15 protein-coding genes and 3 pseudogenes are annotated in these 21,917 nt (G+C 39.8%); 12 read left to right on the forward strand and 6 right to left on the reverse strand.

Annotated features, from left to right (window positions below; all coding sequences use genetic code 11):
- Positions 1 to 747 precede the first annotated feature (747 nt).
- Positions 748 to 2,448 carry a hypothetical protein gene (locus AC3ANV_RS04030; RefSeq protein ID WP_488312392.1) on the forward strand — a complete coding sequence of 567 codons (1,701 nt, stop codon included), beginning with the start codon at positions 748 to 750 and terminating at the stop codon, positions 2,446 to 2,448.
- Positions 2,449 to 2,666: 218 nt separating this feature from the next.
- Here the strand turns inward: AC3ANV_RS04030 and AC3ANV_RS04035 are convergent, their stop codons facing one another.
- A complete protein-coding gene (locus AC3ANV_RS04035) occupies positions 2,667 to 3,983 on the reverse strand; it encodes an IS1182 family transposase (RefSeq protein WP_488312393.1) in 1,317 nt (438 codons plus the stop codon).
- A gap of 644 nt (positions 3,984 to 4,627) precedes the next feature.
- Here AC3ANV_RS04035 and AC3ANV_RS04040 point away from each other — a divergent pair.
- On the forward strand, positions 4,628 to 4,816 hold the full coding sequence (locus AC3ANV_RS04040) for a hypothetical protein (protein WP_488312394.1): 189 nt from the start codon (positions 4,628 to 4,630) through the stop codon (positions 4,814 to 4,816).
- Positions 4,817 to 5,250: 434 nt separating this feature from the next.
- On the opposite strand, the gene AC3ANV_RS04045 is transcribed toward AC3ANV_RS04040, so the two are convergent.
- Complete coding sequence (locus AC3ANV_RS04045; protein WP_488312395.1) at positions 5,251 to 6,348, reverse strand: glycosyltransferase family 2 protein; 1,098 nt, start codon at positions 6,346 to 6,348, stop codon at positions 5,251 to 5,253.
- Between the two features lie 323 nt (positions 6,349 to 6,671).
- On the reverse strand, positions 6,672 to 6,797 hold the full coding sequence (locus tag AC3ANV_RS04050; RefSeq protein WP_488312396.1) for a hypothetical protein: 126 nt from the start codon (positions 6,795 to 6,797) through the stop codon (positions 6,672 to 6,674).
- A 126-nt stretch (positions 6,798 to 6,923) separates the two neighbouring features.
- Between AC3ANV_RS04050 and tnpB the strand changes: the two are divergent.
- The 3 genes and pseudogenes from tnpB (at position 6,924) to AC3ANV_RS04065 (ending at position 9,447) form a co-directional block, all read left to right on the forward strand.
- Positions 6,924 to 7,220: pseudogene (gene tnpB / locus AC3ANV_RS04055) on the forward strand (IS66 family insertion sequence element accessory protein TnpB).
- A 90-nt stretch (positions 7,221 to 7,310) separates the two neighbouring features.
- A pseudogene (gene tnpC / locus AC3ANV_RS04060) lies at positions 7,311 to 8,902 on the forward strand (IS66 family transposase).
- A gap of 305 nt (positions 8,903 to 9,207) precedes the next feature.
- Positions 9,208 to 9,447 carry a GNAT family N-acetyltransferase gene (locus AC3ANV_RS04065; protein WP_488312397.1) on the forward strand — a complete coding sequence of 80 codons (240 nt, stop codon included), beginning with the start codon at positions 9,208 to 9,210 and terminating at the stop codon, positions 9,445 to 9,447.
- A 159-nt stretch (positions 9,448 to 9,606) separates the two neighbouring features.
- Here AC3ANV_RS04065 and AC3ANV_RS04070 read toward each other — a convergent pair.
- Both AC3ANV_RS04070 and AC3ANV_RS04075 read right to left on the reverse strand, forming a co-directional pair.
- A pseudogene (locus AC3ANV_RS04070) lies at positions 9,607 to 10,831 on the reverse strand (IS110 family RNA-guided transposase).
- A 571-nt stretch (positions 10,832 to 11,402) separates the two neighbouring features.
- Positions 11,403 to 12,110, reverse strand: coding sequence for a DNA alkylation repair protein (locus tag AC3ANV_RS04075; RefSeq protein WP_488312398.1), 708 nt, complete (start codon positions 12,108 to 12,110; stop codon positions 11,403 to 11,405).
- Between the two features lie 269 nt (positions 12,111 to 12,379).
- Between AC3ANV_RS04075 and AC3ANV_RS04080 the strand changes: the two genes are divergently transcribed.
- A complete protein-coding gene (locus tag AC3ANV_RS04080) occupies positions 12,380 to 13,354 on the forward strand; it encodes a cation diffusion facilitator family transporter (RefSeq protein ID WP_488312399.1) in 975 nt (324 codons plus the stop codon).
- Positions 13,355 to 13,438: 84 nt separating this feature from the next.
- Positions 13,439 to 14,443: a DUF3231 family protein gene (locus AC3ANV_RS04085; RefSeq protein ID WP_488312400.1), complete on the forward strand. Its 1,005-nt coding sequence runs from the start codon at positions 13,439 to 13,441 to the stop codon at positions 14,441 to 14,443.
- 39 nt (positions 14,444 to 14,482) lie between these two features.
- On the opposite strand, the gene AC3ANV_RS04090 is transcribed toward AC3ANV_RS04085, so the two are convergent.
- A complete protein-coding gene (locus AC3ANV_RS04090) occupies positions 14,483 to 14,995 on the reverse strand; it encodes an acyl-CoA thioesterase (RefSeq protein ID WP_488312401.1) in 513 nt (170 codons plus the stop codon).
- 124 nt (positions 14,996 to 15,119) lie between these two features.
- Between AC3ANV_RS04090 and AC3ANV_RS04095 the strand changes: the two genes are divergently transcribed.
- The 5 genes from AC3ANV_RS04095 to AC3ANV_RS04115 all read left to right on the forward strand — a co-directional run bounded on the left by AC3ANV_RS04095 (position 15,120) and on the right by AC3ANV_RS04115 (position 21,917).
- Complete coding sequence (locus tag AC3ANV_RS04095) at positions 15,120 to 16,220, forward strand: serine hydrolase domain-containing protein (RefSeq protein ID WP_488312402.1); 1,101 nt, start codon at positions 15,120 to 15,122, stop codon at positions 16,218 to 16,220.
- Between the two features lie 103 nt (positions 16,221 to 16,323).
- A complete protein-coding gene (gene nadE, locus AC3ANV_RS04100) occupies positions 16,324 to 17,148 on the forward strand; it encodes an NAD(+) synthase (protein ID WP_488312403.1) in 825 nt (274 codons plus the stop codon).
- 1,468 nt (positions 17,149 to 18,616) lie between these two features.
- Positions 18,617 to 20,053: an amino acid permease gene (locus AC3ANV_RS04105; RefSeq protein ID WP_488312404.1), complete on the forward strand. Its 1,437-nt coding sequence runs from the start codon at positions 18,617 to 18,619 to the stop codon at positions 20,051 to 20,053.
- Positions 20,054 to 20,407: 354 nt separating this feature from the next.
- On the forward strand, positions 20,408 to 21,232 hold the full coding sequence (locus AC3ANV_RS04110; RefSeq protein ID WP_488312405.1) for an amino acid ABC transporter substrate-binding protein: 825 nt from the start codon (positions 20,408 to 20,410) through the stop codon (positions 21,230 to 21,232).
- A complete protein-coding gene (locus AC3ANV_RS04115) occupies positions 21,219 to 21,917 on the forward strand; it encodes an amino acid ABC transporter permease (RefSeq protein ID WP_488314127.1) in 699 nt (232 codons plus the stop codon). Before AC3ANV_RS04110 ends, AC3ANV_RS04115 begins: the two co-directional genes overlap by 14 nt.

The raw sequence follows: 21,917 nt of genomic DNA on the forward strand, positions 1-21,917 counted from the left end.
CTCACGCACCATAGTTAAGCGACCTTCCTCTCCCAGCCGTAGAATCAGTATTGACGGTTCATAACCATTTTCATTCTCTGTGGTGAAGCGCTGGTTTTTGCTCTTCATGGATGGCTAACGGTGCTTGAGTTTAAGATCAGAGTCGTCATTGGGGCAGCTTTTTCAAATTGAACAAACGGGGCAGAATAGCTCAATAAGGTAAGTTTAAATGAGTCCAATAAAAAATAGCAGATAACTTATTATTCGCCGTTTTTTGTGAATAAAATTGATACTGGTTTTTCGATGATTATGTTTTTCACTATTAAATCATACGAATGTAAATCAGATTAACGCCTATTTTCTCCCGATCCATGTGTAGTAGCCGTTCCGGTCTTTACTCTTGTTCGATATAAATGTATCAAACAAGAAAGGAGAAATGGTTTGTGAAGGAAAAAAATGGGGAAAGAAACCTAACACAGCTAAAAATAAGATGCCATGAGTAAAGAACGTTGCCCACATTGTGACAAGAGAGATTGTCAGTGCAAAAAAGATCGTTGCTCACGTTGTGACAAGAGAGATTGTCAGTGCAAAAAAGATCGTTGCTCACGTTGTGACAAGAGAGATTGTCAGTGCAAAAAAGATCGTTGCTCACATTGTGACAAGAGAGACTGTCAGTGCAAAAAAGAGCGTGGCTCTAGAGGAGCAAGAGGACCTGCTGGACCACCAGGACCTCCTGGAGCAAGAGGAGCCGCCGGAGCAAGAGGAGCAATGGGACCACAGGGACCAGCCGGAGCAAGAGGTGAAATGGGACCACAGGGACCTGCCGGAGCAAGAGGTGAAATGGGACCACAGGGACCAGCCGGAGCAAGAGGTGAAATGGGACCACAGGGACCTGTCGGAGCAAGAGGTGAAATAGGACCACAGGGACCAGCCGGAGCAAAAGGAGCAACAGGAACTGCTGGAGCAACAGGACCAGCTGGAGCAACAGGGGCAACAGGAACTGCCGGAGCAACAGGGGCAACGGGACCAGCCGGAGCAACGGGACCAGCCGGAGCAACGGGACCAGCCGGAGCAACGGGACCAGCCGGAGCAACGGGACCAGCCGGAGCAACAGGGGCAACGGGACCAGCCGGAGCAACGGGACCAGCCGGAGCAACAGGGGCAACGGGACCAGCCGGAGCAACGGGACCAGCCGGAGCAACAGGGGCAACGGGACCAGCCGGAGCAACGGGACCAGCCGGAGCAACAGGGGCAACGGGACCAGCCGGAGCAACGGGACCAGCCGGAGCAACAGGGGCAACGGGACCAGCCGGAGCAACAGGGGCAACGGGACCAGCCGGAGCAACAGGGGCAACGGGATCAGCCGGAGCAACAGGGGCAACGGGACCAGCCGGAGCAACGGGACCAGCCGGAGCAACGGGACCAGCCGGAGCAACAGGGGCAACGGGACCAGCCGGAGCAACGGGACCAGCCGGAGCAACAGGGGCAACGGGACCAGCTGGAGCAACAGGGGCAACGGGACCAGCCGGAGCAACAGGGGCAACGGGACCAGCCGGAGCAACAGGGGCAACGGGACCAGCCGGAGCAACAGGGGCAACGGGACCAGCCGGAGCAACAGGTGCAACGGGACCAGCCGGAGCAACAGGGGCAACGGGACCAGCCGGAGCAACAGGAGCAACGGGACCAGCCGGAGCAACGGGACCAGCCGGAGCAACAGGGGCAACGGGACCAGCCGGAGCAACAGGGGCAACGGGACCAGCCGGAGCAACAGGTGCAACGGGACCAGCCGGAGCAACAGGGGCAACGGGACCAGCCGGAGCAACAGGAGCAACGGGACCAGCCGGAGCAACAGGGGCAACGGGACCAGCCGGAGCAACAGGGGCAACGGGACCAGCCGGAGCAACAGGGGCAACGGGACCAGCCGGAACTGGAGGATTAATTCCATTTTCAACGGGTATAATCATTAGTGGTGCTACAGTAGTATCAGCTGCTCCAATTTTAATGGGTTTTGGTAATCACACGGTTGAAGTTATTAACGGTTCTGGAGAATCAACTATGCCACCAGAAGCAGGTGGTTTTGCTTTCCCAATTCCCTTTGCGGGAACCGTTCAAAATTTACAAATAAGCGCAGATTTATTGGTTGCTTCAGTGGTTTCTATAAATACTCTAGGTCTGCAATATGATTTTACAGTTTTCGTCGCACCTTCAGTTCCTAATAATGGGATTGATCATCTTTCTTCACCTTACCTGACAACTCCGCTGACTAGCTCGGTTAGATTTGGATTTCCGAATACGACCATTACACCTGGTACTTTCCGTACAGCAACCAATATAAATGTCGGATCATTACCAGTCGCAGCGGGTGATCGTATTGGTATTCGTGTAAGGACGCTTGCATCTACTGATCCCTCAGCAGCTGATATCACCCAACTCTCATTTAGCGCCAGTCTATCGTATACACCTTCTTAATAAGCCTCCAGCATTGTAATTCTTGGGTAGGTGAACGATTCGGGAAATGAACCGCCACATCTAAAATATTTCCAATTAAGGAATTAACCTGTCATTTATATGACAGGTTTCAGATTGTAGACAAAAGGGCATCCGAATAAGTTCATCATTCATTAGGGTGCCTTTTTGTAGTATTTTTGCTCGTAAGAGCAGAATTCAGACCTATCCTATTCCCATTATTACGCCATTTCTGGACTTTTCCATGTCCAACTGGCCATCTTTTTCAAATTCATGGCAGCAAAAGTAAGCATCGCTTGCATGGACAATTTTTTTAGGCCTCTTAAGGTTGTCCAACGCATACCATGCTTTTCCTTAGCATCCGCAAATACACGTTTAATTGTTTCTTTACGTTTTGCATAGATACTTTTATTCTCTTGTGTTTGACGAAGAAGATCAGCTTCTTCTAAATAATTCTCCCACACATGTCGCTGAATCAGTTTTTTATGTTCCTTACTCTGGGTACACTGTGAAAGTAATGGGCAGTTTTGACATTTAATTGGATTAGAAACATATTGCCGATACCCTTTCTTCGTCGTTGTTGTGTATTTTAAAATTTGTCCTTCCGGACAAATATAACAATCGTGGTGTTCATCATAAACATAATCATGCTTTTTTAAATAACCTTCTTTAGTCCGCGGGCGAGTATAAGGTAAAACAGGTGTCATATCATTTTCAAATATGTATTGAGCAATGGCAGGTGTTTTGTATCCAGCATCAGCGGCGACAGCAACAGGTTTTTCGTGGTTATCTATTACCTTTTCGAGTAGAGGCTCTAAGATGACACTATCGTGAATATTCCATGGTGTGACTATGGCTCCTAGTACAAAGCCCTTACTGTCAGAAGCAGCATGAAATAAGTATGCATACTGTTTAGTTCGCTCATCTTTAACGTAATAACCACTCTCTGGATCAGTAGTACTTTCCTTAATTTCTTTATGTTCTTCTTCTTCAAATTTATCCGGAGGAAAGGGTTTCTTTCGATGGTCCTCAAGGTCCTTATTAATTTCTTCTTGAAGACGTGCTTCATAAGCTTTTGCTTCTTTACGAACTTCTTTTACCTTGTATTTTTTCTTATTTGCACTTGCCTTTACATGTGTTGAATCAATAAATACATGATCACCTTTTACCAACTTCTTCTCTGTCGCTTCCCTCAATATACGATAGAAGATCTGTTCAAATAGATCTGTATCCTTAAAACGGCGTTCATAATTTTTCCCGAAGGTTGAAAAGTGTGTGACTTTATTGTGAAATCCAAATCCTAAAAACCAACGATATGCTAGATTCGTTTCAATTTCTTCTATATGTTTTCCGCATAGATCGAATACCGAAGGTATATTGAATGAATGCCATCTTAATACCACAGGATCAATACTGGGACGACCACGTTCTGAAGAATACATATCTTGAACTAGCGAATAAATAAATGAAAAATCGATAGCAGCTTCCATTTTACGCACCAAATGGTTAGCAGGAACAAGTTGTTCCAGTGCAATCATTTCTAATTGGTCCCGATTCATCTGAGTATTTTTAGTTAGTTTTTCCTTACCCCATTAAATACTTTACAACTTAATTATACAAAAAAGACTGCCGAGAAATCCGATTTTTTTTGGATTTGTCGACAGTCTGTAGCTGTCATTTATATGACAGGTTTTTATTTTATGATCAAAAAGACTATGGAGTCTATAGATGTAGCAAAAAAGGGAACTGAGGTTACTTGGACTGAAAAAGAACTCGTTTTACAAGATCATCAAAGAATATGAAAGTAATTATGGGGTTTTCTTTACTTGGAATTTCCTTTTTTAGTATTTGGGAATTATCTGACAGACTAGAGCACGAACCGTAGGACTTTTAGGACCAATAGGACCACAAGGAATAGCAGGACTAATAGTCGCAACGGGACCCCAAGGAACGGGAGGTGGGTTATCCGAATTCGCGTACATTTACAACTTAGATGCTCAAACGGTTGCGGTAGAGGCGGATGTTAATTTTAGTACAAATGGTCTTCTTACAGCTGGAATTACGCATGCCCCCGGAACCTCTCAAATTGTAGTTACCCGTCTAGGAGACTACGAGGTTACTTTCTCCGTGTTGGGTGTATAATCCAACCAATTCGCACTATTTTTTTAATGGCGCTCCGGTTGTGGGAACTGTCTACGGTTCAGGTGCCGGCACTCAGCAAAACAACGTTCAGGCTATAATCGCCATAGCAGCTGGCGATGTTCTTTCCCTTCGAAATCACACTTCAGCTGCAGCAGTTACCCTTCAAGCTTTGGCAGGAGGCACACAAACAAACATAAACGCTTCTATTGTCATTAAGAAATTAAATTAGTTTCGAATGGATATGGAACTCTCACAAAATTGAAGTTGTAAAGCAGTTTCCAAGCTATATCTAGCGGTCTAGGTGGATAGATAGGAAAACATATGGCGGAAAGTTCACAGGGCTCTAACGTTCAATTTAACAATCTGTAGATTCGAACAACTGGGGAGCCCTATTACTATGGAACTTTTAGAATTAATAAGGTAATAATTATTAAATCTCCTGCATATGGAGATTTTTTTATTTTCGAATATGTAGTTGTAGCTTAGGAAACTTCATCAGAATAGATAATGTATATAATATCCGGGTATTTGAAGGTGAAGAATTAAAAACATATCTCTTACGAAATTGCTCTTAGGGAATCTTTAGCTTATTGGTTTTTCACCCCTCGCTCATCAATGGGAAGAATTGAGGGGCGGCAAAAATTCGTACTGGCACATCATTATTTATTCCTTTTTATTCCTATTAAAATAGTTTTTAAAAAACTCTTCATTACTCTTCACGGTAGAGTCATTTGGTCGATATACTTTTGCTTGATTATTATGTTCCACAGACCTTTCTAAGTCCCCTATTTCCCAATGACAAACACATAACTGAAGATGTGGATACCATGTTGAATAGGCTTGCTGCTTAAATCCTTGATTGTTATCTTCCTCGATCTCAAGAGCTAAGCGGTACCAAATAATTGCCTTTTTAAAACTTCTATTGTCCTTATAAAGGTCCCCTAATCGACAAGAAACTTCGGGTCGCGGAATATCATACTTAATCGACAAAACCAGTGATTCTATTTCTTTTTCTAAGTTACCAAGGTTTCTATAACAAACCGCAATATTAATACAAGCGCGGATTTCATCTTCTATCCACCCTTTTTTGGTATCTAAGAATTCTTGATAATAACTAATTGCTTTTTGAAACTGAGCGTGATCTTTTAATTCATTTGCAAAATAAAATAAATCCCTAGGTGTAAATTCTTCTCCATTATTCAGACGGTTTTCATAAATTTTAAGGTTGCGCTCGCTTTGAACAGATTGGTTAGATTTATCAGATTTACGATGAGTAATTACTATATCAGCAGGAAAAATATTACCACTAACATCTAAATATTCATGGACAGGACCAACCCATTTGAAATTTCTCTCTCTTTTAACTAAACGGTTTCTCCTATAATTAAAGGTCGGATTGCCATATTCATCGAGATCAATGGTATAAATCATGGAGACTGCATCAATTGATGCATCTAGATTATTCTTTAGTGTTTTAAATTTTTCCTGGTCTTTTTCAAGTAAAATGTCATCCCCATCTAACCATAAGATATAATCCATTGTTGCATGACTAAAAGCAAAGTTTCTAGCAGAAGAAAAATCATCAATCCATTCAAAGTCTATAATTTTATCAGTGAACTGCTTCGCTATTTCCTTGGTCTTATCTGTTGAACCTGTATCAACAATAATAATTTCATCACAAATTTCCTTTACACTACTTAAACATTGATGTAATACCTCTTCTTCATTTTTCAATATCATACATAGACTAACAGTACACATAATCCATCACCACCAAATTGTAAATTCTTCATACTATATGATGTTTCAAGGTATTAAGTAACTAAAGTTGGTCATGAAAAAGAGCTAGTGAATTAAGAAACAATTATCCTGATAAAAATGTACGAGTTAGTCTTACTAAACCATCTGACGATTTAGAAGAAATCGATTATTTCCTTTCTAAAGGTTTTGTTACACAGCGAAATCATTTAATTATGAAACGTGACTTAACAGAGGAAATACCGTAAGCCCCCAATCAAACAACGCATATAAACACACAGCGCCTCCTGGTACTATGAATGTATCAATTTAAGGGAGGTGCTTTTTCAAATGCTGCAACAAAAACTTACAATTGTCCCCGTTACATTGCAATCCGAAAACAAAGTTTCATATACATCCACTTCATCAACAACCTCAGCTAATAACGTATGTACGATCAAAACGGCAAACATAGAAATCTCTTTCTCCAACGGCGTGGATGAGCACATCATCCAAACGGTTATGAGGGAGCTGAAACATCTGTGAAATACGACTATACAAGTGTGGAAAATATTTACATCATTTGCGGAGAGACAGATATGCGAAAAGGCATTGATGGACTGGCAACACTGATTCAAGATTCTTTCGAACTTGATCCATATGGCGATTCCATTTTCTTATTTTCAGGATGGAGTAAAGATCGCTATAAATGTTTATATTTCGACGGTGATGGCTTCGCTATGCTTTAGAAACGTTTAGATAACGGCAAACTCCAATGGCCAAAAGATGAAAATGAAGTACGCAATCTTTCACAACAGGAGCTTCGCTGGCTCCTTGAAGGGTTATCAATCCAGCAGCCAAAGGCAATTCAGTCATCATCAAAAGGTGTCTTCTAAATTCGTTAGAGCCCTTCATTTTATCTTTATTCCACTGTTCGAACTCGTTATAATAAGAGGAGTAAATCCGAACGAAGAGTGGTGAATGATGTGACGAACGTTTCTTCTACGAGTGAAAATCAATTTGAGAGATTAATTCGATTGCTTGAAGAGCAATTGGCTCATTCGAATCAACAAAACCAAGAACTATCAAAAAAATTGGATCAATCGTTGAAACAGAATGAAGCGTTAACGCAACAACTTCGGCACTTAACAAAGCTCTTATATGGCTCTAAAACAGAAAAATCGAGATATAATACCCCAGAAGGGCAAGCGTCATTATTTGATGATGACCCGTCTTTTAGAGAAACTGAGCACACAGAAGAACAAAGCTAACAGACCATTTCTTATACTGTTGTTCGAACTATTCAAAAGAAAAAACGAAATGATTCATTACGTGATGATATCGAAGTAGAGGCACTTCACTATCATCCTGAAAATACGCAATGTGACTGTTGCCAAGGACAAATGATTGAAATTGGCAGTACAATCGTACGCGAAGAAGCAGAATTTATTCCGGCAAAAATGAAGAAAGTTCAACACATTGAACACGCGTATGAATGTAAAAATTGCAAAGGCGATGCATTTCAAAAGGCGCAAATTAAACGTGGTAAAGCACCACAGCCTCCTATTCAACGAAGCATCGCAAGTCCTAGCGTACTTGCCAAAGTAATATATGATAAATTTTCACAATACTTACCGCTTTACCGTCAGGTAAAGGAATGGGATCGTTATGGCCTAAATACCAATGATAAGAACCTTTCGAATTGGGTCATTCGTGCATCACATGATTGGTTATTCCCTATTTACAATCGAATAAAGCATTTGATGATGGCTAAATCGATTTTACATGTCGATGAAACTTATGGACAAATCATCAACCGGTCCGATGGGAAATCAGGCCAAACAAATGCCTATAATTGGGTTATCGAAGTGTACCAAGCCAGGGGCCAACAATGATTCTCTTTCAAAGTTCATTATCACGGGCTCGATCCGTCCTTGAAAGTTTCATTGACGGCTTTTCTGGAACGATTGTGTGTGACGGCTATTCTGCCTATGATAAGTTGGAAGGCATTACCTTCGCAAATTGTTGGGCGCATGTTCGACGTTATTGGTTGAAGGCAGACAGCAAAAATGGGCAAATTGGTGTGAACTATTGTGACGATTTATATCGACTCGAAAGGAAGTTTAAACATTTGTCCCCGAGTAAGCGCAGAAAAAAACGCCAAAAATACTCGAAGCCAATTGTAGATAAATTCCTTGAATGGGTTGAAAAATCACCATTCTACGGAAAGAATGCCCTCGCGAAAGCAGCTGAATACACATTGAACAGGGCAAATGGACTCAAAGCATTCTTGAATGATGGGTGCATTGAAATTGATAATAATCCAGCCGAAAATGCCATCCGTCCCAACGTTCTAGGAAGAAAAAATTGGCTATTTAGTGTTAGTGAAGCAGGCGCAAAAGCCAATGCCATTTGTTTAAGTATCGCAGAAACGACCAAAAGTAACGGCGTTGATTTCTACGAATACATAAAGAAACTTTTGATGGATCTACCGAATCTCGGAATCCATCAAAACCCTGGAATTTTAGATCAATACATGCCCTGGTCAAAAATGATTCAGGCAGAATGTTGCAAATAAATAAATAAGCCGTATATTCGATTGAAAAAATTAGGATATTCGGCTATTTGTGTTGCGTACCGGAAAGGTACACTTCTTTTTTATTTCGGGCTTACGAAATACCGAATGTTCCTCTTCTGGATAATATTAAAATCGTTAATTGGAAAATGGATACTCAAGCCGAACAAGAACAATATCTTGGAACTGAAGTTGAAGGTGATTTATAAGGTGTATGTTGGAGTCTAAATCGTCTGAAATGGACTAAAAGTGGCTCAGAATGGGATACTTATACAGCATTTGATGGAGATAAAGTAGTCGGTAGTGTAATGACTTGGGGAATAGGTGACGAAAGAAGTGCTACCGAAAATATTTTTGTGTTACCAGATTGGAGACGAAAAGGTATTGCTAAAGCAGTTATAACAGAGGCTTTAAAGTTTCTGAAATACAAGGGAAAAACAAAAGCTACTCTTGGTGTATTTGGAGATAATGGAAGAGCCATATCTTTATATCAGTCATTGGGTTATAAAATGCTTTTTATTAATATCGAATTTGGGCTTGATTTATAACTAAAGACTGTTTATTAACAATGATAATAAATTGTTCTTCAACTATCCTGAAAATAAAAACGATTATATGGGATTTTGGGCAATACGAAACTAGACCCATTAAAATCCGTTAAAAAAAAAGGATCTGGGCTCTTAATTAACAATATATGCTGTCCTTCATTAGGCTATAGCTTCAACCATTACTTTACAACCAAGTACCTCTAGTCGTTTAATAGATTGTTTGAACACTATTTCTTTTTTTCGTCGATCAAAGTAATCTGCACCTAACTCAACATAAAGTTGCCTTTTGTTTAATAAATGATAAACAATCGTTAAAATGGTATGTCCAACCGCTACTACTGCACGTTTTTTTCCAATTCTCGCTGCCAAGCGTTGATATTGGGAAGAAAGATAAGTGTTTTTAGTTTTTGCTGTTGAATGTGCTGCTTCAACAAGTGCCGCTCGCAACTTTTTATTACCTTTTCTCGTTTTTCTGGACTTTTTTTTCCAGAACTTTCGTTATTACCTGGAACCATCCCTGGCCACGAACAAAGATGGGGGGCTCTAGGAAATTGCGAAGCAATGTCTTTTCCTAGTCCTATTTCAGACAAAAAGTTGTTCCGCATGGCTTCTACCTATGCCTGGAAAAGAATCTAGTAATTTAATATCTTCCTCATAGGGTTGCATACGTTGCTGGACTTCTTCACTTAACATTATGATTTGTTGATCCAAAAAGTCGATATGTGAAAGCTGAGTTTTTAACATCATCTTTTGATGAAGTCCGAGGGATCCGAATAAGGCACGTTCCAAATCATCCTTTTTCTTTTTCATGCTTCTTTTTGCCATTCTAGCTAATACTTGTGGATCATGGATTCCATTGATGAGTCCCTCAATCATTGATCGTCCGGACACACCCATAATGTCTGTTGCAACAGAGGAAAGTTTGATATTAGCACCTACCAACACTTTCTGCATTCTACTTATTTCTCTTGATCTTTCTTCAATAAGACTTCGACGGAATCGAACAAGTTCTAGTAATTCTCTTTGATCTCGATTTGGAATATAACTGTGTAGAAGAAGACCGTGACGAAGCAATTTTGCGATCCATTCAGCATCTTTAACATCGGTTTTGCGTCCTGGGACAGCCTTGATGTGAGCGGCGTTGACAACCAATGGTTGAATGTCTTCTAATTCAAGAAGGTTGTATTAGTTTCCAATAAACACCGGTACTTTCCATAGCAGCGTGAGAACAAGATTTACTTTTAATCCAATCTATTAATTTAATCAGATCGTGCGTCATCGTACCAAATGTTTGAATTTCCTTTCCTTTTGAAGTAATGGCACAAGCCGTAATGTTCTTTTTGTGAATATCTAATCCACAACACCGTTCATTAACAACATCCATTTTTATTTTCCTTCCTACGGGCTGAAGTAAATTAAGGCTGGTGCAACAACCATATAAGATTAATCTATCCTGCGTGCTTCCCGTGAGGGAGCGACAATTTGTGGTGCACCTGGTCGTTAAAAATCAGTCTACCATGCGGGCTCGAGGCACCATAGTTGAACGACCTTCCTTCGCCAGCCTATAAAAAGGATTGACAGGTATAATGAAAACTAGACGGGATTAAGAACCATTTTCATTCATTTGATGGTGCCGCAACGCGGCATGAGAGTCTACCATGAAAATAAGTTTCTTCAAGATTAGAAAAATGACAATACTTAAGAAGAACCTGCTCAATCGTTAAAAAAAAGAGGAGAGCGATAATTAATAGTTTATGGATTAGGGTTGACTGGATTAAGGTCAGTATCAGTATTGACACTTCCTAACCATTTTCATTCTCTGTGGTGCTGCACTGATTTTGTGCTGCATGAATGGCTAACGGGTTCACTTCATAGGATCAAACAGTAAAATCACAAGGCATCGTGTGTTTTTTTGTTATAATTTACAGTTTTGCACCTCACAATTGAACCAGTCATTAACATATACAGGTTTTCTTTTTTACACCAATTTTCTGCCGATGTTCTATTTTCTTTATATAGTCAGTGGCAAGAGGAACTTTACAGGCGGTATTCCCCACATCGACATGGACCTTTCCAATTTGTTCTGCGGCCTTGATAGCTTCATCATGCAGTGCAGCAACATAGGCTCCAACACAAATAACAAAGAGATTCATTACATAGCGGACACGGTTTCGTTCATTATGAATGGTTGTTTCAACTTGATGTATCAAAGTGAGGATTTCCTCAATGTCTAATTGGTCATCAGAAGTGATCGATAGATAATTTGCATATGTACTCCATCCGCAAACCGCTACCATTTCTTCCTCTGATTTCATCCACTCTCGCGCCAGCTCAAGAGCATAATTACTTTCAGCCGCAACTCCGGCAACCGTATATTCTGCTAACAAATACCAATTTGCCATTTTTGCCCATCCTTGAAGAGTTTCTTTCTCCATTGATTTTGGATTTACGGAGAGACCGGCTAAATACATTGCATCATGATTTCCAGAATTGAATAGTTCCAGTGCTAAATGATGATTTTTCTTCACATACTTAACGAGCTTTTTTAAATCACCAACCTTGACCCCAAAAAAAGGCTCCTTCGCACCATGATTCAAAAAGGTTTTCTTTGTTTGTGGCAATCCCATTTCAGCGAGCTTGCCCATGATTTCATCAAAATTCAATTCAAAACCTCCCTTTTAAAAATAACGCTACTATTTAAATGTGTTACTTATTTTACCATTATTTATCTATACTGGAAAACAGGCCTTTTAAAATGGTTTTACAACAGTTATTTTTATAAAAGGCGATGTTAAACTTGCCTGTTGATTTCCGCTTCAATCAACATAGTAAGCAAAATCAACAATGAGCTTTTACATAGCCTTATGAAAAAGTTCCATTTAGAAAATATTAATGATAGTTATAAATGATGAAATAGAAGAAAGGAGATATAATGAGTGAACTTTTTCAGTTATTAAAAAGAGGAAATAAATCGGCGATGCTTGCAGCTATTATTAATGCAATTATTGCGATTATTAAAGGTGCTGCTTTCATGTTTACAGGCAATGTTGCCATGTTTGCCGAAACTATGCATAGTCTCGGGGATGCAGCCAATCAGTTTTTTGTATTTGTGGGTTCGGCCTTAAGTAAAAAGGCACCAACCGAACGTTTTCCAAATGGATTTGGCCGGTTGGTCAACTTGGTTCTTTTAGGTGCTGTTTTAATTGTCGGTATTATGGCTTTTGAAACAATAGTAGAAGGCTGGCATCATGTTGTCCATCCAACTGCATCACATGGCTTTATTCTTAATATATTGGTTTTGGCTGTATCAACCTTACTTGAAACCTTTGTCCTTATTAAAGCAATGAAGGAAATTTTACATGACATTGAAATTGAGGCAAAAGGATTGAATGTATTTTTTCAAAGCTTTGCAAATCTGGGAAAAGCAAAACCTGCAACGAAATTGGTGTTCATGGAGGATTTGGTGGCTACATTTGGAGGTTTATTAGCCATTACTGCGATTATTATTTCACATTTTTCAGTATTCCATCGTGCTGAAGGAATTGCCTCTATGTTAATCGGAGCGATGATGTTTTTTGTGGTAGGAAAGGTTTTTTTGGATAATGCTGCCGGAGTTATTGGCCAAGCGGATGAAGAAATGGAGAACAAAATCGGCGCTTTAGTAATGACAGATCCTGATGTAAAAGATATCCAAGGCATTACGGTCATTAAAGAAGGAGAAGATTTGCACGTTGAATTGGAAATTGAAGTAGATCCAAAAATAACGGTTGCTGAAGCAGATGATATTAAGGACCGTTTGGAAGAAAAAATAATGGCGGAAAAAGGAGTTGTTGATGTCACCATTGAGTTTGATGAAGAAGATGGCGTTATGACTTGGCAAAAGCGCAGTGGAACGCCAGTAAAATAGGAGTTTTAATCAATTATTGAATATGAATAAATCAAATCAACAATTGGAAATCTATTCATAATGTATTTTTCAAGGGGGCAGATTATGGTTGAACACAATGCAAGGTTATCCAGTGCAGAGTTGGGAGGACTATGGGCTACTTTTATCCAGGAGAGCATGACGGTTTGTTTATTGAAATACTTTCTTTATCACAATCGGGATAAAGAAATAAAAACTATATTGCAGATGGCCTTAAAGATTTCAGAGGGTCATATCCAACAAATAACGGCCATATTCAATTCGGAAGGTATCCCGCTACCTGATGGCTTTACGGAAAAAGACGTAAATCTATCTGCCCCCCCATTATTTTATGATCTGTTTGCCCTTAGCTTTGTTTATTCGATGAGCCGCCTAGGAATGATTAATACTGGCTTTATTACCTTGAATGTGGCAAGAGAAGATGTGATGGAGTTTTTCGTCACCATGGTGAATCAATCAGCAACATTATATCAAACATCGACAGCCTTAATGCTGACAAAAGGTATCTATGACCGGCCGCCGATGATTCCCTATCCAAAGCAAGTGGAGTATGTTGAAAAGAAAACTTATATAATTGCCTTTGGGAAAAAAAGGCCGTTAAATTCAATGGAACTGACGGAGATTTTTTTTAATACTGAGCGAAATTATTTTTCTATATTACTTTGTATGGGATTGCTGCAGGTGGTAAAAGACAAAGAAATTCATCAGTATATTCAGGACGGTAAAAAAATTTCTGAGAAACAAATCCAAACCTTTAATGACATCCTAATGAGAGAGGAACTATTAGGTAATGTTCCATTAACAATGGAAGTAACGGATTCAACAGTTCCTCCTTTTTCAAACAGGCTTATTGTTACACTTTTCCATGCCTTAAATTCAATTGATATAACCCTTATTGGGCATGCCTTAGCCTTATCGATGCGAACAGACCTTGCTGCTTATTATCAAAAGTTCATTCTTGAGATAATGCTTTATGCCGAAAAAGGTTTTTCACTCATGGTCGAGCGCAGCTGGATGCAGGAACCGCCACATGCACCTGATCGCAGGGAGTTACAGAAATTGAATGATTAAACAATAAGAAAAGGTTCGCCTCTTTGGGCGAACCTTTTCTTATTCCCATGGTTTATAAGTGGTAAAGTAATTTGCAAGCTCCTTACTGCTTTTTCTGTGCTCTTTCCGCTTTTCCGCTCGTTCTTTACCGGTTTCATATAGCTTTTTTTCCTCTTCGGTCTCCGGAATAATCGCTGGAACTTTTGTCGGCTTACCATCGTCATCTAATGCAACAAAGGTTAAAAAGGCTGTAGCAGCTATTTTTCGATCGCCTGTTTTAAGATTCTCGGCGATCACTTTAGCGCAAATCTCCATTGAAGAGGTTCCTGTCCACGTTACAAAGGTTTCGATACAAACGGAGTCTAGAGGAGTAATCGGACTTAAAAAGTCAACAGAGTCAATCGAAGCTGTAACACTTTCTGTTCTTGAATGCCTTTCTGCGGAAATGGAGGCCACCATGTCGATATCACTAATTAATTTTCCACCAAACAAAGTATTATGGTTATTCACATCATTTGGAAAAATTCTGCTAGTTCTGACTACCCTTGAATCATTGCACTTTCTTGCTTCCACAAATAATCCCTCCAATAAAGAAAAACTCTTTGTCCATTTAAAATATGGATGAACAAGTTCCATTTTATACATAATAATCCATAAATAAACTGTCAAGCAAATACTTGAAGATGAGGGTTTAAAAATGAAATATAAATATCTTCTGTTCTATTTGTTAATGGCCATAATTTTCTTTGGACTTTCAAGCAGTGAAAGCTCTGAAGCCCTTTTTAACCAAGAATACTTTAAGCCTTATAATGTTTCTGCCCATTATGAAAAAAAACCGGTAAAACCGGGCTCAAAGAAAGAGCATATTCGGCAGAAAATTAAAGATTATTTAATTATCAACCATTTAAGCGGGAGTATTGCGGTAGTAAAAAACAATAAGGAGGTTTTTACTCAAGGAATAGGATATTCAAATATTTTTAATCGAACTTTAAATAGTCCATCGACTACCTATCCGATTGGTTCGATAACGAAAACGATTGTTGCTGTTTGTATTCTTCAGCTTCAGGAAAGCGGAAAGTTGACGATTCATGATCCGGTATCTAAATATGTCACCAACCTTCCGAAGAAAGTAAAAATTGTCCATTTGTTAAATCATACTTCAGGAATCCAACCTCCGATTTGGCATATAGGGGACAAAAAGCCGAAGGATATCATTAAGAAAGCAGGGAAGCGAGCAAGTAAATTCCCCCCGGGGACGAAATGGGACTATAACGATATCAATTACTTAATTCTTGGCCACATTGTCGAAAAAGTATCAGGGTCTACTCTACAGGAATATATCGAAAAAAATATTTTTAAAAAGGCTTCCATGGTAAATGCAGGTTTTATCACTTCCGAAAACCCTGCTCCATTTACATCTAACGGATATATCAAAATCGCTGAACAGTTAATCAATTCCAGTAAACTGAATACGTATTTACTTTTTGGATGTGGGAATATTTATGCCACCGCACTTGATTTATGCCTGTTTGATGAAGCATTAATGAGCGGTAAGCTCATTTCAAACCAAAGTTTAAAGGAAATGGTAGCACCGGGGCCCAAATCGGGCTATGGTCTGGGACTTTACCATACAGGTGACCGAATTTACAGCAGAGGGGTTGTCGGAGGTTGGGAATCGCTCCATGTTTATTATAAAGATAAAACTTCCATCGTGGTCCTTCTGAATATCCGTGATAAACAGAATGATATCAAGAACATTGCCAACGACATTTACAACATTTTGAATGAAAAACTTTAATCGAACCCATTTTAATTTTGGAAGTATACCCCATTTAGAATTATAATGAAGGGTATGGTACATTACATATATGAACCGGGTTTTAAAATGGGAGGCTTTGAGGATGACATTACAAGAGCAAATTATGAAGGAATTAAATGTGAATCCAGATATTCAACCGAAAGAAGAGATTAGAAAGCGGATTGCCTTTTTGAAAAACTATTTAGTAAATTCAAAGGCAAAAGGCTTTGTTCTTGGAATTAGCGGCGGGCAGGACTCAACGCTTGCCGGCCGTCTTGCACAGCTGGCGGTAGAGGAGTTAAGGAATGAAGGGAAGGAAGCGACCTTTATAGCGGTTCGTCTACCATATGGAGTCCAACAGGATGAAGAGGATGCAAAACGGTCATTGGCATTTATTCAAGCAGACCGTGAGTATGTCTTTAATATCAAAGACGCAGTTGATGATGTTCAAAAAGAGTATAACTCTATAACAACGGGTGATCCGTTAAGCGATTTTCAAAAAGGTAATGTTAAAGCAAGGGTAAGAATGATTGCACAATATGCAGTAGGCGGCATGGAAGGCCTTCTTGTCATTGGTACTGATCATGCTGCAGAAGCGGTTACCGGCTTCTTTACGAAGTACGGTGACGGTGGAGCGGATATTCTTCCGTTAACAGGTTTAACAAAACGTCAGGGAAAAGAATTGCTAAAAGAGCTTGGTGCTGACGAACGGCTATATTTAAAGGTTCCTACAGCTGACTTGCTTGATAAAAAACCAGGCCAGGCTGACGAAACTGAATTGGGAATTACGTATGATGAACTTGATGATTATCTGGAAGGAAAATCCGTTGCAGCTGAGGTTGCTGAAAAAATTGAACAGCGCTACCTAATAACGGAGCATAAAAGAAGACTTCCGGCATCGATGTTTGATAGCTGGTGGAAGGAGTAGTAAAAAAAGGGGGCTGCTGCTAACAGCTTCTGTTTTTCGGGTACAAAACTTAAAAAACATTAAAAAAGGGTATCAAATCGTAAAGATTTCGTTGCCCTTTTTTAGTTGGTATTACAGTGTTGAGTAAAGCTACTTTTTATTCACTATCCCAGCCCTCATTCGGACAGGATGAGTTTGATTTTCACTTAAGTAGTCCGAATCCAGCCTTCATTCGGACAGGATGAGTTTGATTTTCGCTTAAGTAGTCCGAATCCAGCCCTCATTCGGACAGGATGAGTTTGATTTTCACTAAAGTAGTCCGAATCCAGCCCTCATTCGGACAGGATGGGTTTGATTTTCACTTAAGTAGTCGGAATCCAGCCTTCATTCGGACAGGATGGGTTTGATTTTCACTTAAGTAGTCCGAATCAAGCCCTCATTCGGACAGGATGAGTTGATTTTCACTTAAGTAGTCCGAATCCAGCCTTCATTCGGACAGGATGAGTTTGATTTTCACTTAAGTAGTCCGAATCCAGCCTTCATTCGGACAGGATGAGTTTGATTTTCACTTAAGTAGTCCGAATCCAGCCTTCATTCGGACAGGATGAGTTTGATTTTCACTTAAGTAGTCCGAATCCAGCCTTCATTCGGACAGGATGAGTTTGATTTTCACTTAAGTAGTCCGAATCCAGCCTTCATTCGGACAGGAACAGCTTGTTTCTTACTAACATAGTCCGAATCCAGCCCTTATTCAGACAGGAAAGGTTTTTTTTCACTAACATAGTCCGAATCCAGCCTTCATTCGGACAGGGTGAGTTTGATTTTCACTTAAGTAGTCCGAATCCAGCCCTAATTCGGACAGGATGAGTTGATTTTCACTTAAGTAGTCCGAATCCAGCCTTCATTCGGACAGGGTGAGTTTGATTTTCACTTAAGTAGTCCGAATCCAGCCCTCATTCGGACAGGATGAGTTTGATTTTCACTTAAGTAGTCCGAATCCAGCCTTCATTCGGACAGGAACAGCTTGTTTCTCACTAACATAGTCCGAATCCAGCCCTCATTCGGACAGGATGGGTTTGATTTTCACTTAAGTAGTCCGAATCAAGCCCTCATTCGGACAGGATGAGTTGATTTTCACTTAAGTAGTCCGAATCCAGCCTTCATTCGGACAGGATGAGTTTGATTTTCACTTAAGTAGTCCGAATCCAGCCTTCATTCGGACAGGGATCACTTTTATTTCAAGTCATGCCTTTCTTTTCATTCAGATGAGCGCTTTTTCTCGCTCTAATTGCAATTCCTTTTGCCATTTTGTACTTCAAAACAGAACCCGCGAGGCTGATACTCCCTTTTTTGGGTGTTATTTATTTTAGCTCTCTACCACTTTAGCATAATAAAATTTTTTATTGACAAAGGTATTACCCGGGCTTATCCTATTAACGTGACTCGAACATTATCTTAGAAAAACAATCATTATGCGGGGGCAAACACCATGGAGAAGTCAAATAAATTAGGATTTTGGGTATTAACGGCACTTGTCGTTGGAAATATGGTTGGTTCAGGAATTTTCATGCTACCTCGTTCTTTATCAGAAGCAGCTAGTCCTGCAGGTGTGATAGCAGCCTGGCTAATGACAGGATTCGGAGTACTTATGCTGGCACTTGTATTTGGAAACTTAGCGATTCGTAAGCCAAACTTAACAGGTGGCCCACAAATTTATGCAAAAGAAATATTCAAATCAGGTTCGCAGGCTTCGATTCTATCCGGATTTATGTCATCTTGGGGTTACTGGATTGGCAACCTTGCAGGAAATGTGGCTATTATAACCACTTTTGCAGGCTATCTATCTACATTTTTCCCGATTTTAACAAGTGAAGCCAAATGGTTTACCATTGGTAATTTCACATTAAAGGTAGGAAATGGTCTAACGTTTATTGTATGTTCCGTTCTACTTTGGGGAACTCACTTTATTATCCTCCGCGGAATGGAGAGTGCAGGGAAATTAAATTTTGCGGCGACAGCTGCAAAGGTTATCGGCTTTTTAGTGTTTATCATTGTTGGGCTTTTTGCCTTTCAAAAAAGCAATATGCTTCCGTTTATGGCAACGAAATTGGATAATGCAGGACATGCAATTGGATTAATGAAGCAAGTCAACAATGCAGCAATCAATACATTATGGGCATTTATCGGAGTTGAATCAGCGGTCGTCTTCGCATCACGTGCCAAAAAACAATCAGATGTGAAACGCGCGACAATGCTTGGTTTATTCATCGCTCTTGGTATTTATATCGGTATTAGTACTCTTGTAATGGGGATGTTAGACCAAAAAACACTCATTCATTCCGGTAAACCGCTAATTGACGCGATCCAAACGGTATTAGGACCAATAGGCGGGAAATTTTTAGCAGGTATTGGACTAATTAGTTTAATAGGCTCAACAATTGGTTGGGTAATGTTAAGTGCTGAAGTTCCATATCAAGCCGCAAAACAAGGTTTATTCCTTCCGGTTTTTCTTAAGGAAAACAAAAAAGGTTTACCATTGTTCTCACTGCTTGTCACAATTGGGCTCGGGCAACTTTTTATCTTTTCAACTGTATCAAAATCGATTTCCGGTGCTTTTGACTTTGTTGTTTTAATTGCAACCTTAGCATATCTCGTCCCATATCTTATTTCATCAGTCTACCAGCTTAAATTGGTTATTACAGGTGAAACCTATAAAGGCGGTAAATCAAGGATTACTGATGGAATAATCGCATTTCTTGCAACCATTTACTCCATTTGGGTTATTATCGCAGGAACTGCAGACATTAAAACATTTACGTACGGGATGATATTATTGGCCAGTGGACTATTCTTTTATGGTCCGATTAAGAAAAATGCTATCAGGGTACAGCATAAACAAACGCAAAAGAAAGCTTTATCCGCCTAATAATTCTCAACCTATCAGGATTTTTCTGATAGGTTTTATTGTTGAGATAAGAAAAAAATTTTGAACTAAGATAACTGTCTAGCTCCAGCGCCAGCGACTAGTGTACTTCGCACTTCTCCCTACGATAAGTCAACATCGAATCGACTTGAGCTCCGTGTTTCCTTTATCTCAGTCGAAGCACTCCAGTCCTGGCGTGCGCTAAACGGGCGCTTCCGCTTTTCTTTTTGTGGACATGAATTTTTCATAATTAGGGTAAAATATAGTTGCTTCCTTTATTTTTCCTTTGACAGAAAAGAAAGGATGTACTATGATAAGTAAATCCGAGCAAGACAATCAGAATTAGGGGGATTAACAATGAAAAAGCTAACCGTCATTTTTGCACTTTTACTCAGCTTTATGGTTGTTTTATCTGCATGCGGCACAAGTAACGCTACAGATACTTCAAAGAAAACAGACAACACAAAGGTTACCAGCGGTGATTTATTAAAACAAGTGAAAGCAAATGGCAAGTTATTAATTGGTACAGAAGGTACATATGCTCCATTTACGTTCCATGATAAAAATGGTAAATTAACCGGTTTTGACGTTGAGCTTGCAACCGAAATCGCAAAACGTATCGGAGTGACACCTGAATTCAAGGAAACTCAGTGGGATGCGATGTTTGCCGGCTTAGATGCTAAGCGTTTTGATATGGTCGCTAATGAAGTAGGGATTCGCCCGGACCGTCAGGTGAAATACGATTTTTCTTCTCCTTATATCTCATCAGCTGCCGTTCTTATTGCTAGCAATGATAACACTAAAGTGAAAAAATTTGAAGATATGAAAGGGCTAAAATCTGCTCAATCATTGACAAGTAACTATGCAGATATCGCTAAGAAAAATGGTGCTACGATTGTTGGGGTTGAAGGCTTCGATCAAGCGATCCAGCTGTTAACTTCAAAACGCGTTGATGTTACGGTAAATGATAAACTTTCATTTTTAGATTTCAAAAAACAAAAGCCTGATGCACCGGTTAAAATTGTTGCTACTTCAGCTGATGCCTCTCAAAGCGGTTTTATGTTTAGAAAGAACAGCAACACTCTTGAAGATGCTGTAAACAAAGCGTTAAAAGATATCATTGCTGATGGCACGTATAAAAAAATCTCAGAGAAATGGTTTGGTGAAGATGTACTTAAATAGTATTTTTGCTGACCCGGAAAGAACCGCAAGATTAGTCGATATAGCTCAAAGTTCCTTTCTGCCCCTTTTGAAAGGGGCTATTTTTTATACAATTCCGTTGACGCTAATTACCTTTGTCATCGGTTTGATTTTTGCTGTTCTAACAGCTCTTGCCCGTATTTCTCATAGTAAAACTCTTCAAAGTATTGCTAGAGTTTATGTGTCAGCCATTCGTGGAACACCCTTGTTAGTACAATTATTTATCATTTTTTACGGGCTGCCTACGATCGGGGTTACCTTGGATTCCTATACTGCTGCTATTATCGGTTTTTCGCTAAGTGTGGGTGCCTATGGATCAGAAATCATCCGCGCGGCGATTATTTCTATTCCTAAAGGACAATGGGAAGCTGGCTATTCGATCGGAATGTCCTATTCACAAGTTTTACGGAGAATTATTCTCCCTCAAGCTGCAAGGGTATCGGTACCTCCTTTATCCAATTCATTTATTAGTCTCGTAAAGGATACATCTTTAGCATCACTCGTTCTTCTAACAGAGATGTTTCGCAAGGCACAGGAAATTGCTTCAACCAACTATGAATATTTATTAGTTTATACAGAAGCTGCACTTATTTATTGGGTCATCTGCTTTTTCCTTTCCATCCTTCAACAAATTATGGAAAAGAGACTGGACCGTTATTTGTCTTAA

The organism is Neobacillus sp. DFD-2R (assembly GCF_057747865.1).